The organism is Vibrio sp. MEBiC08052 (genome assembly GCF_001506075.1).
GTDB lineage: Bacteria > Pseudomonadota > Gammaproteobacteria > Enterobacterales > Vibrionaceae > Vibrio.
In genome coordinates this window covers 3053043-3069070 of the sequence record NZ_KQ947475.1, presented here as the reverse complement: position 1 = coordinate 3069070, position 16028 = coordinate 3053043, and the positions used below count along the sequence as shown (strand labels likewise).

General features: G+C 44.0%; 13 protein-coding genes. 9 read left to right on the top strand and 4 right to left on the bottom strand.

What is annotated here, in order from left to right; genetic code table 11:
• Positions 1 to 180: 180 nt before the first annotated feature.
• Entirely contained in the window at positions 181 to 2250 is a 2070-nt protein-coding gene (gene helD, locus VRK_RS13365) for a DNA helicase IV (RefSeq protein ID WP_059121827.1), read from the top strand.
• A 10-nt stretch (positions 2251 to 2260) separates the two neighbouring features.
• On the opposite strand, the gene VRK_RS13360 is transcribed toward helD, so the two are convergent.
• Both VRK_RS13360 and glgC read right to left on the bottom strand, forming a co-directional pair.
• Positions 2261 to 2722 (bottom strand): methylglyoxal synthase, encoded by a 462-nt coding sequence (locus VRK_RS13360; protein WP_059121826.1) that lies wholly within the window; start codon positions 2720 to 2722, stop codon positions 2261 to 2263.
• 361 nt (positions 2723 to 3083) lie between these two features.
• Entirely contained in the window at positions 3084 to 4304 is a 1221-nt protein-coding gene (glgC, locus tag VRK_RS13355) for a glucose-1-phosphate adenylyltransferase (RefSeq protein ID WP_059121825.1), read from the bottom strand.
• A 287-nt stretch (positions 4305 to 4591) separates the two neighbouring features.
• Here glgC and VRK_RS13350 point away from each other — a divergent pair, with 287 nt between their 5' ends.
• The 6 genes from VRK_RS13350 (at position 4592) to ylqF (ending at position 11214) form a co-directional block, all read left to right on the top strand.
• Positions 4592 to 5260, top strand: coding sequence for an SH3 domain-containing protein (locus tag VRK_RS13350; protein ID WP_059121824.1), 669 nt, complete (start codon positions 4592 to 4594; stop codon positions 5258 to 5260).
• Positions 5261 to 5728: 468 nt separating this feature from the next.
• A complete protein-coding gene (locus VRK_RS13345; protein WP_059121823.1) occupies positions 5729 to 6469 on the top strand; it encodes an SDR family oxidoreductase in 741 nt (246 codons plus the stop codon).
• 15 nt (positions 6470 to 6484) lie between these two features.
• Positions 6485 to 7693 carry an acetyl-CoA C-acetyltransferase gene (locus tag VRK_RS13340; protein WP_059121822.1) on the top strand — a complete coding sequence of 403 codons (1209 nt, stop codon included), beginning with the start codon at positions 6485 to 6487 and terminating at the stop codon, positions 7691 to 7693.
• Between the two features lie 39 nt (positions 7694 to 7732).
• A complete protein-coding gene (locus VRK_RS13335; protein WP_021018717.1) occupies positions 7733 to 8080 on the top strand; it encodes a phasin family protein in 348 nt (115 codons plus the stop codon).
• 57 nt (positions 8081 to 8137) lie between these two features.
• Positions 8138 to 9964, top strand: coding sequence for a class I poly(R)-hydroxyalkanoic acid synthase (gene phaC / locus VRK_RS13330; RefSeq protein ID WP_059121821.1), 1827 nt, complete (start codon positions 8138 to 8140; stop codon positions 9962 to 9964).
• 305 nt (positions 9965 to 10269) lie between these two features.
• Positions 10270 to 11214 (top strand): ribosome biogenesis GTPase YlqF, encoded by a 945-nt coding sequence (gene ylqF / locus VRK_RS13325; RefSeq protein WP_059122769.1) that lies wholly within the window; start codon positions 10270 to 10272, stop codon positions 11212 to 11214.
• Between the two features lie 113 nt (positions 11215 to 11327).
• Here the strand turns inward: ylqF and VRK_RS13320 are convergent, their stop codons facing one another.
• Complete coding sequence (locus VRK_RS13320; protein WP_059121820.1) at positions 11328 to 12320, bottom strand: CobW family GTP-binding protein; 993 nt, start codon at positions 12318 to 12320, stop codon at positions 11328 to 11330.
• Positions 12321 to 12847: 527 nt separating this feature from the next.
• Here VRK_RS13320 and clcA point away from each other — a divergent pair.
• Entirely contained in the window at positions 12848 to 14257 is a 1410-nt protein-coding gene (gene clcA, locus VRK_RS13315) for a H(+)/Cl(-) exchange transporter ClcA (RefSeq protein WP_059121819.1), read from the top strand.
• A 71-nt stretch (positions 14258 to 14328) separates the two neighbouring features.
• On the opposite strand, the gene VRK_RS13310 is transcribed toward clcA, so the two are convergent.
• Positions 14329 to 15147 carry a phosphate ABC transporter substrate-binding protein gene (locus tag VRK_RS13310; protein ID WP_059121818.1) on the bottom strand — a complete coding sequence of 273 codons (819 nt, stop codon included), beginning with the start codon at positions 15145 to 15147 and terminating at the stop codon, positions 14329 to 14331.
• A 354-nt stretch (positions 15148 to 15501) separates the two neighbouring features.
• Between VRK_RS13310 and VRK_RS13305 the strand changes: the two genes are divergently transcribed.
• On the top strand, positions 15502 to 15846 hold the full coding sequence (locus tag VRK_RS13305; RefSeq protein ID WP_059121817.1) for a DUF3024 domain-containing protein: 345 nt from the start codon (positions 15502 to 15504) through the stop codon (positions 15844 to 15846).
• The last annotated feature ends 182 nt before the right edge of the window (positions 15847 to 16028 follow it).

Here is a 16028-nt window from a genome sequence, read left to right as displayed (position 1 = left end):
CAGTTAAACAATGATGTTGCTATGATGCCCCAGAAGCGTTGAGATAAATGACTATTTTATATATAAATAGACCCTCGTTACCTTTGGACAGGATTTAGACTGCACGGAGGACATACTTCAGATATTCTTACGCGTGTAACTGAATTTATACGTTGAACCCCAAGTCAATGAGCATAACTGATGCAGCTGAAAGCTAGTAATACTGCAAAATATTTTATGAATGATGAGTTTTACCAAGTCGCAATTGATGGCGAGAAACTCATTGTCCGCTCTAGTGTCGCAGAAGAAAGAATTCCATTTGCAGTCTGGGATGGTTCAGTCCGTGTCCGGCGCGGGATTGTGTGGGGAGAACTTGAGTTTTTTGCCCATGTGCATGATGGTCAACGTTATAGTTGGTTAATCCGGGGGTTACCTTGGCCCCAGTGCCGGAAATTCGCTGACCAAGCAGTCGCTGCTTATCGCCAATGGCATCAATTACAGTGTGCTCAGCTTTCTATTTATTTACCGGCTTGGCAGCAGGCGCTAAATCAATACCTGAATGAACCTGTGTTTCTTGCTCATTCCAAGATCAGAGAGTGGCACCGTCAGGTGAGCCGTGGTTTGACAACATTGGGGATGTCTCTTGATGAAATTGAGCAGCGAGTACCGGGGCTGATTTCAGAAATTGGTACATGGTACCATCAACCATCAGTGATGCTGTCACAGCGTAATGAAGCATGGGTTGAGGCAGAGCGCGAGCGTTGGGATACGTTATTTAAGACGCTTGAATCATCCCCGCTAAATCTGTCACAGCAGTCCGCTGTGCTTTTAAACGATGATTATAATCTGGTATTAGCCGGTGCCGGTTCGGGCAAAACCAGCGTGCTGTCTGCCCGGGTTGCCTATTTGATTGAAAGTGGGTTGGCTACGGGCGACCAGATCCTGTTGCTGTCATTCGGTAAAGACGCTGCATCGGAGATGGAACAGCGCTTAAAAGACCGAGTCGGGCCGGCAGCGACGCATGTGACAGTCAATACGTTTCATCAGCTTGGGTTACGGATTATTCAGGAAGTTGAAGGGCAGAATGTGCAACTGTCTCCGATTGTCGGCGAAGCCAAGCTTAAAGAAGCTTGGATGACCGACTGGCTCAAAAAACACTGGATGACTCCGACCAATTTTAAACGCTGGCAGAAACATTTAAATCAATGGCCGATTGCTTATATCAAAGGGGATGAAGAGCTGGGGAGTCATGTCGAAAATCCTAAATTGATTTCTTGGTTGACACAGCAGGTTGAACAACTGTCGCTGTTGGGCTTTAGTAAAAAAGAGATTCAGCAAAGAATTGTCGAGCGTGAAGATTACCCGCGCCTGAACAGTGAACTTGCCCTCTGTTGGCCATGCTATCAGGCTTGGAATGATATGCTGAAGACGCAGGGGCAACTGGACTTTAATCTGATGATCAGCCGGGCGACGGCTTATGTCAGAAAGAAAAAGTATCAATCCCGTTGGGCGTTTATTATGGTCGATGAATATCAAGATATTTCGCCACCACGTCTTGCGTTATTAGAAGCACTTTGCCAACAAAATTCATCAAGTGGCAACCTCTTTGCCGTCGGCGATGATTGGCAATCGATTTATCAGTTTGCCGGTTCCGATGTCGATCTAACCACGGGCTTCAAGCAGCGTTTTCCTGCCTCGACAGTGACACATCTGGATACCACATATCGGTTTAACAACCGACTGGCAGAGGTCGCAAATGCTTTTGTGCAGGCTAATCCGCAGCAGATACCGAAAACGCTCAATAGTCTGAAAATACAGAAAAACAATGCAGTGGCATTACTTCCTCAATCACGGATCGAGAAGGTTATCGAGCAACTGAATCGCAAGAGTGCAGCTAAAAATGAAGTCAAATCACTATTAATTCTCGGCAGAAATCACTATCACAAACCCGAATTGCTGACAGCATGGCAGAAGCAATATCGTCAGCTCGATATTCAGTTCATGACATGTCATGCCAGTAAGGGTAAAGAAGCCGATTTTGTCATCATTGTGAATGTGGATGAAGGGCAGTTTCCGACCAAAACGAAAACTTTGCATTTGGATGATGTATTGACTCTATCAGATGAGACTTTCCCGAATGCAGAAGAACGTCGTTTATTTTATGTTGCGATGACCCGGGCAAGAGAAAAAGTCTGGATCGCCTACAATGCAGGCGGTTCCACCTTTGTCAAAGAGCTGATTGACGGGCCATACGCGGTTTCTAAATTATAAATTCAGCTTCTTATGGCATTTTCCGGGCATTGATATAGGACTGATAGTCAGGGATCTCGATATCTGTACTCTGTGCTATCAACTCGGATGAAAAAATGAAATCGGCCGTGGCACGATTGAGTGCCATCGGAATATTCCAGACACTGGCAATGCGCAAAAGTGCTTTGACGTCTGGATCATGCGGAACGGCGTTGAGCGGATCCCAAAAAAACACAAGAACGTCGATCTTACATTCAGAAATTAAAGCACCAATCTGCTGATCTCCGCCCATCGGGCCACTAATCATTTGAATGATGTCAAGGCCTGTCTCTTGATGCAGAAGGTGACCCGTTGTACCCGTCGCGTAAAGTGTATGATTGGCAAGCTGTGCTTGGTTTTGCTTGGTCCATGCGAGTAGGTCAGCCTTGCGGTGATCGTGCGCCACAAGGGCAATATGTTTCTTTTCCGATAATCTGCGTTGAATCGTTTGCATTGATTTTGCTCCATGCTCATGGATGACTTTCGTCGAAGGTCAGTCTTGAAATCATAACGTTAGATCATCTTATATACGAAATATTCTATATAAATCAATTATTTTTATTGATAATTGAGGTGTGATTTCTGCTCTTTTAAGAAAACGGAATAAAACCAGTACATTGTAAAAGGGGAATTGAACGGGCAAGATTTTTACTGTTTTTCCCCGAGTAAAAATATTCCATAATCATCCACATTAATCAGTGTTCTCTTAAAGATTACCCCCTAATGATGTTCCCTTTGAGAGAGTATATGGTTGAACGTTTGACCGTATTTCTTTCGAAATACGGTTTTTTTATGCTTAGAGTTTTGAGAGTGGGTCAGTTGGTGAAGTGATAGCTTTCCGGAACCACAACGATGCCCTTTTCTGACACATGAAAGCGTTTTTTGTCCTGAACGGTATTAACCCCGATTTGAGTGTAAGGGGGGATACGGACATGCTTATCGATGATGCAATTGACCAACTGGCATCCTTCTCCGACTTCGACATCATCGAAAATAATACTATCTACAATGGTGGTACTGTCATCGATCCGAACATTGGAAGAGATAATAGAGTGTTGTACGGACCCACCTGAATTGACGACACCGTTGGCGATCATGGAATTGATAAAGATACCTTCATTTCCGGTTGCCGATGAAACGGTCCGGGCGGGTGGATACTGAGGTTCATAAGTGCGGATAGCCCAATCTTTCTGGTAAATATTCATTGGTGGGATTGGCTCCAGCAGATCCATGTTGGCTTGGTAATAGGAGTCGATCGTACCGACGTCTCGCCAGTAGCAGTCCTTGGCAACCCGCCCTTTGTCACCATAGAAGTTATAAGCGAATACAGCATTGGTTTTAATCAGTTCGGGAATAACATCTTTACCGAAATCATGACTCGAGTGTTCTCGCTCAGAATCATCAACTAATGCTTCTTGCAGGACATCCATATTGAAAATATAGACGCCCATCGACACGAGACTACGCTCAGGTTGCGTGAGCATTGCCGGCGGATCGAGCGGCTTTTCAATAAATCCCGTAATTTTAGCGTTGTCATCGGTACAGATAACCCCAAATAAACTCGCCTCATTCCGGGGTACATCCATACAAGCAATAGTGAGTTTTGCCTGATTGGCAATATGTTCTTCTAACATTGCCGCATAGTCCATCTTGTAAATATGGTCACCGGATAGAACCACGACATACTTCGCATCGCTTCTCGAAAGCAGCCACAGATTATGAAAAATGGCATCAGCAGTCCCTTCATACCATTTGCCACCTTTTCTCATCTGAGGCGGTACTGCAGTAATGTACTCTCCCAGTTCTGGATTGAATATGGACCATCCATCCCGGAGATGTTTCTGCAGAGAGTGAGATTTATATTGAGTTAATACCAGAATCCGTCTTAAACCGGAATGCAGGCAGTTGGTGAGGGTAAAATCAATAATTCGATATTTACCGCCAAAAGGAACCGCCGGTTTTGCCCGGTGATCCGTTAACGGGGAAAGACGTGAGCCGATTCCACCAGCAAGCACAACTGTCAGTGTTTCTTGCATCTTTATTATCTCCCTATATATGTGCAATTCACTTCAATTGTAGTGAGCAGTACAAGTTTTAAGCCAACAAGTAAGTGCTTCTATGTTCAGTGATTCAGACACATCGATGATTTCAGATGATATGAGTTGGTGCATAGAATGGGTCTGAATGAGCAATTTTGGTGCAACTCACAACGTGAAGGCATGTGGTTTTTACACCCGTTTTTATACGCTACAATCGGTACTGATTATTTAAGTGAATCACGCTGTTGCCGATAACAAAGTATATACAAAGAGGCTCTGATTATATGAAAAAAGTATTGATGATTTTGATCTTACTGCTGGGCGTCGGTGGTGCCGGGGCGGGGTACTATCTGTTTTATATGAAGCCGGGCCAAGATGCTACAGAGCAAGGCTCGGCCAAAAAGAAAAAGAAACCGGTATTGGCGAACGCTTCAACAGCGCAGCCTGATGAAATGACTGCGGTAAAAGTTAATACACATTTCTATGTGAATGAACACAAATTGGCGATCAGAAATGCACCCGATCCGGAGTCCTTTCCTGTCCGATATTTGTACAAAGGGGATCCAGTTACAGTTCTGGAGCAAAAGCAAGGTTGGGGAAGAATTTCCAGATATTTTGTTTATCAGCAAGGGGGGCCGGAAATCGCAGAATGGGTCGCGATGGATCAATTGAGTGAACAGGCTCCCATCATTTCCAAAGAGGAAAAAGAAGAGATTCTGATGAGTTATATTAACAAATCAGATGATTTACTGATTTATAAAGAAAAATTTATTCAAATCACTGGCCAGTTAATTGATGAAAAAATGTGTGCGCCGGAAGATTTTGATGAGCTAAAAGGTTGGGTTCGTTCTGTTCGTTACCAAGAACGCCACGTCTATTTTATTTATTGTGGCGGTCTAAAATCAATCGATAAAATTTATTTCGATGCTGATAGTGGTGAAATATTTTATTAGTAAATAGAATATTAAATGAAAATAAATTAGATTTTATTTATAGCGATATGAATAATTATTTTTGAAATAAAAAACGAAAAATAATTTATATTCATGATGATTTAATTTTGTTAATTATTACTTTTTTTATGTTTAACCTGTTGATTGCACAGTAAAACCCCATCGAGCTCACAAAACCCACTTTAAAAATTCCTCAATAAATCAATCACTTAAATTTTATTATTAAACATATAAAATAAAAATAACTATTTTTGTGATATTCATCATTGTTGGTAAATTTATTCTCCCATTTATTTGAAAACTCGGAAGCTTATATTAGCTTAAATAGTGAAGAAAATAATTTTATTTGATTTCAAAGTCTTTGAGGTTGTTACATTATTTTAACATTCGTCGGTTGGTGTCCATTCCTCTTTTGACACCTTTCATTATAAAACATATTGAATTGATTATTTTAGGATGGAGTCTTGAATGAAAAGAATCGCTTTGATTACCGGCTCAAAGGGCGGTATTGGTTCTGCTATTTCTAGTCAACTCGTCGCGGAAGGATTCCGTGTTGTCGCAACATATTATACTGGGGCATATCAGTGTGCTATCGATTGGTTTAATGAAAAAGGATTTACTGAAGATCAGGTTCGTCTGCTTGAGTTAGATGTAACCGATACAGCGCAGTGTGCAGAACGACTGTCGTTGCTCCTTGAGGAGGAAGGAAGTGTCGATGTGGTCATTAACAATGCAGGTATCACACGAGATGGTGTATTTAAAAAAATGACCGCCCAAAACTGGAAGGATGTCATTGATACAAATTTAAACAGTGTGTTCAATGTGACTCAACCTTTATTCGGTGCGATGTGCGATAAAGGCTATGGTCGCGTGATTAATATTTCGTCAGTTAATGGCCTGAAAGGCCAGTTTGGTCAAACAAACTATTCTGCCGCGAAAGCTGGCATGATTGGTTTTAGCAAAGCTTTAGCGGCCGAAGGTGCTCGCTTTGGTGTGACAGTCAATGTCGTCGCACCCGGATATACAGCTACGCCCATGGTGGAAGAAATGAAGCCTGAAGTCCTCGAATCTATCGTTGGACAAGTTCCAATGAAACGTCTTGCCAAACCCGAAGAAATCGCCCAGACAGTCAGCTTTTTAGTGAGTGATGGCGCTGCCTATATCACTGGTGCCACATTGTCTGTCAACGGCGGACTATACATGAGCTAATCGGGGAGCAAAATCATGGAAAAAGTATTTATTGTTGCGGCAAAGCGCACGCCTGTCGGTTCGTTTGGTGGCAGTCTGAAAGATGTGGATGCCGGACACCTGGGTGCCATTGTTATTCAAGGCGTATTAAGTGCTGCATCACTCTCTCCCGAAGCGATTGATGAAGTGATCATGGGGAATGTTATTGGTGCCGGGCAGGGGATGAGTGTCGGCCGTCAGGCATCACTATTTGCCGGTATTCCTGAAACTACACCCGCTTATAACATCAATATGGTTTGTGGGAGTGGGATGAAAGCGGTGATGGAAGGTGTCAGTCACATTCGTAGTGGTGATGCTCAAGTCGTGGTTGCTGCCGGTGTTGAGGTGATGTCTCAAATTCCTTATGCCTTATCAGGCAGTATCCGTGATGGTCATAAAATGGGAGACATGACTTTGGTTGATTTGTTAATTCGTGACGGATTGACCGATATATTCAACCAATACCACATGGGGCGTACCGCAGAAAATATTGCCGGAGAATATAATATCTCCCGGGAAGCACAAGATCAGTTGGCATTGAGTAGTCAACAGAAAGCCGTTGCAGCGATCAAAGCCGGAAAATTTGTTGATGAAATTGTACCTGTTGAAGTGAAAATTAAGCGAGATAGCGTCATGTTCGACACCGATGAGTATCCTAAAGCGGACACATCAATCGAACGTTTAGCTCGCCTGCGTCCAGCCTTTATCAAAGATGGCACGGTGACCGCTGGGAATGCGTCCGGTTTGAATGATGGTGCCAGTGCAGTGATTGTCGCTTCTGAAAGCGCAGTCAAGCAATATGGCTTAACACCGCTGGTTGAGATCATCGGCTATGCACAGGCTGGGGTCGATCCGAAAGTGATGGGACTCGGGCCGGTTCCTGCGGTAGCGAAAGCGCTCAAACGAGCGGGTAAAACACTAGATGAAATGGATCTGCTGGAATTGAATGAAGCATTTGCGGCTCAGGCATTGGGCGTTGTCAAAGGCTTGTCAAGAGAACACGCAGTTTCTGAAGAAGCAATTCTTCAAAAAGCGAATGTAAACGGTGGAGCGATCGCGCTTGGTCATCCACTTGGTGCATCTGGAAACCGTATATTGGTGACGCTCATCCACGAATTGAAGCGGAGAGGTGACCAGTATGGGGTGGCATCATTATGTATCGGCGGAGGAATGGGAACCGCTGTCATAGTGAAGGCCGTTGGCTAAATAAAAATGAAGATTTGACCCACAATTGGAGATGAAAATATGTATACGGACTTCTTTAAATCATTTACTGATCAAACAGAAAAAACATTAGAACCTTATTTTAAATTCAACAAATTACTGACTAAAAACGTTGAAGTATTAACTCAGCTTCAGTTGAACTCAATGAAAACCTACAGTGATATTGGTCTTGCTCAGATGAAAGCAGCGAGCGATGTGAAAGACGTCGCTTCTTTAACTGCTTTCAACACTCAGCAAATGGGTGCGCTATCTAAACTGTCACAACAAATGGTTGATGACAGTAATAAGCTTCAGGCGATTGCCAAAGAGTTTAAAGATGATGTTGAGAAATTAACTTCAGAAAACATTTCAACAGTCACTCCTGCGTAACTCCGTGTCTTTTGGCCGCCTTTGCGGGCGGCTTTTTTCTGAACTAGGGAGTAGGTTATGATTCAACACTTCTTCTCAGACTACCTGATGAAAATTCAGGAAACCAATCAAAAATGGTGGACTGATTTTGAAACACAACAGGAAGTCTTTCGTTCGCCCTTGAATAAAGCGATGCAGGAAGTGAATTTTGAGGATACTGCAAAACTTTTTGAAAGGGCTGCCAACCAACCGGCTGCACTACTCGATCTTCAGATGGCGTGGTGGCAAAAGCAGTTGGAAATTTGGCAAAATGTTGCCCTTGCCGGTAATAAAGAGTTGCTGATTGAAGTTGAGCATGGTGATAAGCGCTTTGCGGATGAGTCATGGAGAGATGACACCATGTACAACTTTATCATGCAATCCTATTTATTGTTTGGCAAAACATACCTTGACACAATTGATGCTATTGAAGGCTTGGATGACAAAGCGAAAGAACGCTTACGCTTCTTTTCACGTCAGACAATCAATGCGATGTCACCCAGCAACTTTATCGCGACAAACCCAGAATTATTGAAGTTGACACTTGAGTCTAACGGACAGAATTTGGTTGATGGTATGGAAGCACTGAAAGAGGATGTTGCCTCCAGTGCCGATATTTTGAAAATTCGGATGACCAATAACAATGCATTCCGGGTCGGTCAAAATGTTGCAACAACACCGGGTAAAGTCGTCTTCAGAAACGAGTTGTTTGAACTGATTCAGTACACACCGATGACTGAACAAGTCTACAGCACACCGTTGCTGATTGTGCCGCCATTTATTAATAAATACTACATTCTCGATCTCCGCGAAAAAAACTCCATGGTTCGTTGGCTGCTGGAACAAGGCCATAGTGTCTTTATGATGTCTTGGCGAAATCCGGGCAGAGAACAGGCCGAATTGGGGTATGAAAGCTATGTTATCGATGGCGTTGTGAAAGCTGTTTCTGTCGTGGAAGAGATTACCGGGCAGGAACAGATCAATGCAGCAGGTTATTGTATTGGCGGTACTTTGCTGGCAACTACGATTGCTTATTATGCTGCGAAACGCATGAAAAAACGGATTAAATCTGCATCTTTCTTTACCACTTTGCTGGACTTCTCACAGCCGGGTGAAGTGGGTGCGTATATCAATGATCCTGTGATTAGTGCGATTGAGATGCAAAATTTATCTCGTGGTTATATGGATGGCCGTTCACTGAGTGTGACATTCAGCCTATTGCGGGAGAATAATCTCTATTGGAACTACTATGTCGATAACTATCTGAAAGGTTCAAGTCCGGTCGATTTTGACCTGTTGTACTGGAATAGTGACAGCACTAATGTGACAGCCACGTGCCACAACTTCTTGCTCAGAGATCTCTATCTGGAGAACAAACTGATTCAGGATAAAGGCGTGAAAGTCGGTGGTGTTTGGATCGATCTGGATAAGATTAAGATTCCGAGCTATTTCATTTCAACCAAAGAAGATCATATTGCGCTGTGGCAAGGTACCTATGACGGTGCGATGAAAACCGGTGGTAATAAAACGTTCGTTTTAGGCGAATCCGGGCATATTGCCGGTATTATCAATCATCCGGATAAAAAGAAATATGGTTTCTGGCTGAATGACGCGCTGGAAGAAAATGCCGATGAGTGGCTGGCAAATGCGCAACGTCAAGAAGGCTCATGGTGGACTCACTGGAATGAATGGCTGTGTGGCTTCTGTGCGAAGGAAAAAATTGAACCGTTTGCTGTCGGCAGTGATAGTTATCCTGTCCTCAATGATGCTCCGGGAGAGTATGTTCGTCAGGTTTTGCCTGTTCCGCCAGCAGAGCATGATTCATCTGTAAATGTGGCAGAAGATCTCCAATCTGCAAAAAAATAGCCTATCTCAATGATAGCTATACCTCTTGTGCCGTCCTTACCTTTAGGCGGCACTTTTTTATCTGTACTGTTTTGATCCTAAATGGTCGTTATTCGTGAGCCACAGTGTTGCGATTTTCTCCGGAGCAGGCTGAGTCAGTATTGTCCGCCATGGTCAGATGCAATAACAATCCCCCATTTCACACTGAGCATGTTAGAATACTATCATTTTATCAAATCCGTCCGTTTGTCACGCCCTGAATGTATCAAAAAGCATCAGTTCAGGGGCAACAGAACAAACGGATATCGGTGAAAGGTTCGTTTCAAATGGTTAACAATACAATCCAATGGTTTCCGGGACACATGCACAAAGCACGTAAGGAAATCGAAGAAGTCATTCCCCAGATTGATGTCATTATTGAAGTGCTGGATGCCCGTATTCCATTTAGTAGCGAAAATCCCATGATAGCCGAACTTCGGGGTGATAAACCTTGTGTGAAAGTGTTGAATAAACGCGATCTGGCGGATCCTGTTACAACGGCACTCTGGATTGAACACCTTGAGCAAGAGAAAGGCGTAAAAGCATTGGCGATTACGACCCAGAATACTCAGGAAGTCAATCAGATTATGGAACTGTGTCGTAAACTGGCACCCCATCGGGAAGAGATCGGCAAGAATATTCGCACGATGATCATGGGGATTCCCAATGTTGGCAAATCAACGATTATTAATACCTTGGCCGGACGGACGATTGCTCAGACAGGAAATCAGCCTGCTGTCACACGTCGCCAGCAACGGATTAATCTGCAAAATGGGATTGTTTTATCAGATACCCCGGGAATTCTCTGGCCCAAAGTTGAGAATCCCCATTCTGGCTTCCGCCTTGCTGCGACCGGAGCAGTGAAAGACACTGCGATGGAATATGATGAAGTCGCGTTTTACACCGTTGAATATCTGGCTCAGGTATATCCGGATTTATTGAAAGCGCGTTATCAGATTGATGAAGATCCACAATCGGATCTCGAATGGATGGAAGCGATTGGCCGTAAACGTGGTGCGTTACGGGCTGGAGGGCGGATTGATTTGCACAAAGCGTCAGAGATTCTGTTGCATGAACTGCGAGCCGGTACGATTGGGGCAATTACGCTGGAGCGGCCGGAGATGATTCATCAGGAACTGATTGATGCTGAACTGGAAGCCACAAGAAAAGCGGCGGAGAAGACAAAGCATAAAGAGGAACGGCGTAAACGCTATTTACGGAATAAACGTTAATCAATCCACCTGTAACAGCAATTCAGCCCAAAGTAATGACAGCGTTTCGCTGTCATTATGGTTTTATCTGTGTTGATGGGCGAAAAATAGCGATTATTCCCTCATGTTACACATCATTTTTCAGTCAGTTGTCCCAGTTCAAGTAGAATCTGTTCCAGCTCATCCCAAGGCATCAACTGGGAATCGATCACCTCTATTTTTGACTCAAATCCATCCAGTGATATCTCATGTACAGAGACAACGCGATGGTTAACATTGAATGCATAGCAGCCACGGTCTGTATTGATAACAGCTTTGATCCGTTCCGCTGTTAGCTCACTGAATAGTGAAAACAATGCATCAAAAGGAAAATGGAACTCAGCCCCGAACACCCAGCCACAGCTGTAGTAGCCCTCACCCTGATTTTCTTTTCTCAGGTACTGCTCACCCGGTGCTAACTGAAAGATTGGCTCAGCGTGGCCATGCTGATGCTCATGAGAGGATTGAAGCGATACCTGTTGTGGTTCTTCCCGACGCGGGAGATCCAAAACTTCCAATGGTATATCGCCGAATCGGGTCAGTTTGTGAAAAATTTTGGCCGGTTGTTGGTTGGTGAGCCAGTCATTGAATGTGTCGATATCACTGCTATGACACTGATCGACTTTATTGCCGATGATGACATCAGCACTGGCTAACTGGTCGTTGAAGTTTTGGTGAGTCGTATATTTGCGATTGCTGAGATTACGCGGATCGACCAGCGCAATTGTGGTTTTTAAATCCAGATAGGGCTGATATTGGGCTGAGGTGAGCGTTGAGACAATTTCCCGGGGGTGTCCCAGCCCTGTGGGCTCAATCAGCAGCCGATCCGGCTTTTGCCGAAGCAGTGCCGTAATCCCAACAGACATCGGCACACCGGCAGTACAACACATACAACCGCCGGGGACTTCTTTCACCAAGGCACTTTGTTGAGATAAGAGGGTGCCATCAATGCCAATTTCACCAAATTCATTGACTAAAACCGCCCAGTTTTGATCGGCAGGTTTATGTTTAAGTAGATTCAGAATAGCCGTGGTTTTGCCAGTTCCCAGAAATCCGGTGATGATATTGGCAGGAATTCGTTGAGTCATAACTTCAACTCCAAATTGAAGAACGTTCAGGATGCAGTGTGTTAGTATACAAAGATTCTACGAGTGGATAAAATGTAAAAGGCGCACTTATAAAAGCGCGCCTTTATTTCCCGCGACTCATATCGTGAGCTTGCGATCTGGTTGTGTGAACCAGCTAATGGCGGGAATGGTCTTAGGATTTTTATTCCTTGCTCCAAATTGTACGTAAGACTGAATCGTTCCTCCGGTTAAGATTATTTCAATTGCCTTACACTTTGATTATGGCTCGATATGTTGGTATTTCAAGTGTGATGATCATTTGTTGTACCGTTTTTTTATGTGGTTCACAGATTTGTTTTTCACCTGCAACTGTGGTTATCATCAGATATCGGAATTCTTTCAATTTGCTCATAAAATCGCATTTGGAAAGTGATCTGAGTATAAATATGAAATACAACATTGCATTATTGCAACTATAGAAGATGATAAGGATGCGTATAATTCACGCTCGTTGATACTGATACTTTCATTTGTGAGGCCTTAACTCAATGAGATCTAAAGAGAGATTCAAACCTTCCCTGTTAGCTAAAGTTCCTAAAGACGCCATTAATCAGTTTCTCTCAAAAGATAAGACTCCGGTCTCTGTTTTGCTGCTTTCTATTCTTGTCGGGCTCTTATCCGGCTTGGTCGGGACCTATTTTGAGTTGGGCATTCACTTCGTTTCAGAAACACGGACTAGCTGGCTAATCAGTGAAATCGGTAATCTATTACCGCTTTGGCTTGCGGCCTTTCTGATCAGTGCGAGTCTGGCTTTCATCGGTTACTTTCTGGTTCACCGTTTTGCGCCGGAAGCCGCAGGTTCCGGGATTCCTGAAATTGAAGGGGCAATGGATGGAATGCGACAAGTCCGTTGGTGGCGGGTGCTACCGGTCAAATTCTTTGGTGGGCTCGGTGCGCTGGGTTCCGGAATGGTGTTAGGACGTGAAGGCCCGACGGTTCAAATGGGAGGAGCGATCGGACGCATGATCTCAAGTCTGTTCCGGGTTAAAAATGATGATGCCCGACATTCGTTGTTGGCTGCCGGTGCTGCCGGTGGGTTATCGGCGGCATTTAACGCACCACTGGCCGGGATCATGTTTGTGGTTGAAGAAATGCGCCCCCAGTTTCGTTACACGCTGATTTCGATTAAAGCAGTGATCATTTCCTCTGTTTTCGCCAACATTGTATTTCGGATGATTAACGGTCAGGCAGCGGTGATTTCCATGCCTCAGTATCAGGCGCCAGAAATCCGGTCATTATGGCTTTTTTTACTACTGGGTATTCTATTTGGGATCTTCGGGGTGTTCTTCAATCGTCTGGTGACGTTTTTTCAGGATATCTTTGTCAAAATCCACCGCAATGATCGCAAGCGTTATTTATTAATTGGGTCGTTTCTTGGTGGGTGTTTTGGCATCCTGTTGCTGTATCTTCCTGATCTAACCGGTGGCGGTATCGCGCTTATTCCTGTGATTACCAATGGCGGATACACTGCGAGTTTGTTGATGCTATTATTTTTGGGACGTATCTTAACTACAATGCTCTGTTTTGGTTCTGGTGCACCCGGTGGTATTTTTGCACCCATGCTGGCTTTAGGGACGTTGTTTGGTTATGCATTTGGTCTGATTTCACATAGTTTCCTGCCTGAACTGGCATTCGAACCGGGGATGTTTGCGATTGCGGGGATGGGCGCATTGTTTGCTGCAACGGTTCGGGCCCCGATTACCGGTATTTTATTGGTGATTGAGATGACCAATAACTATTATTTGATTCTACCGCTCATCATTACCGTATTGGGTGCGGTTATCTTTGCTCAGTTGTTCGGCGGAGAACCGCTATACAGTCAGTTACTTCATCGTACTCTGAAAAACGAAAAACTGCGTCAGCAGGATTTACCTCCGCAGGAGCAACCTATCGTTTAATGATGATGCTGTGCTTTGGAATAAGAAAAGGACTGGCGGAGCCAGTCCTTTTTGATGAGATGCCAAAAGACCTATTTAATCGATGGAATATATCCATAGCTGTGAATTAGTTCCCGAGCCCGATCCGATTGGAGATATTTGATAAAATCTCGGGTTTCCTGACTAGCTTTATCTGAATAATCAACGACTAAAAATGGTCTCGAAAGCTGATATGAACCATCAGAAATTGTTTTCGTCGAAGCGATCACACCTTCAAATGGAACGGCCTTAATTGACTGATCAACAGAGCCGGTCGAAATGAAGCCAATGGCCCGCGGATTATGATTGACTAATGTTTTGACCATACTGTTACTATTGACAACCAGGTTACTTGGATTGATATCGGAAACCAGACGATTGTTGACGACCCGGGTTAATCCCAACAGACTTTCAAAACTAAATCTGGATCCCGATGATGCTTCTCGTGTTACAACCGCAATTCTTTGATCACTTCCACCCAACGCTTTCCAGTTAGTAATCTGACCTTTATAAATTTTGTAGAGTTGGTCTCGGGTCAGATTCTTGATCGGATTGGCGAGATTCACGACAACTGCCAACCCATCATATGCAATAAGCTGTATTTCTAGGTTTTCTTCCAGCTCACCTTCGGTCAGATAGCGGGAGCTCATTGCAATATCGGCAACACCTTTTTTCAATAAGGTAATTCCTGCGGTTGAGCCTACTCCCTGCACAGCAACAAAGTTTTCCGGATGCGCTTTATTGTAGTCTTCAGCAAGAACATCCATAATTCGCGCGACTGAGGTTGACCCTGACACATTGATTTCTTTGGCAACAACCTGCGATGACATGACCCATACACTGAGAAATAGGCCGATAACAACCCGCAACATAATCCACTCCACGTTATCTAATAAAGCCACGATACTATGAGATTTTGATGACACTTTTGTGACTGTCTGTTGCTGAATCGGAGGCAAATACGAGGTTTAACACGCCCTTGAGTGCGTTGATCCAGCTTGGGCATCGAGAAAGCAGCGGCAGTGAAAAAGGTTGGTCAGGTATTTTGACAAGTGATACGGGCTGAAACGGTTTCTTGACGTGGCAGGGGGCAGAATTCAGCTTTGTGTATCGTCCTGAAGGGGGGAATGGTTTATACTCAGTACATCGTGAGATCAATGCAACCGGAATAAAAAGTATGTCATGGTTGCTTATCTTAGTTGATTCAGAGGCTTATTGAGATATAGATGACGGTCGTTAACCTATTACAACGTCAGGTCGAACACCGAGCTGAACTATTATGCCAAAATCGCAATCAGGGATTGCCGGTTGGTATTGGTAAATCATGCTTTGAGCCGATTGTGGATGGTGTTAAATTTCTCAAACACCATTATAAGCTTGATTCCAGTCACTATGATTATTCTACGCCAGTGGCAAAGATTCAGTGGGATCAGCAAGCACGAGTGTGGGCACTCTATGTGCCGGATGATGAAAACGCTTGGATGCCATACCCTTTCTTGGGCCGAAGTGAAGATTTAACCGCATTAATCCGTGAAGTTGAGAAAGACCCAAAATCCTTATTTTGGTCTTAATTTGTTTGTACATCGGCGGTTTTTGAAACAGAGCCAGATGAATCGGCTGCCAAGATGAAAAATCGCTACCATATTTCGATTGACGCAAATAAAAAAGGTATTCAGATGAATACCTTTTTTATGCAAAACAGATGTTGAGCCATGTGTCACTTGACGCTGCTTACGACTACTTCAATCGCAGC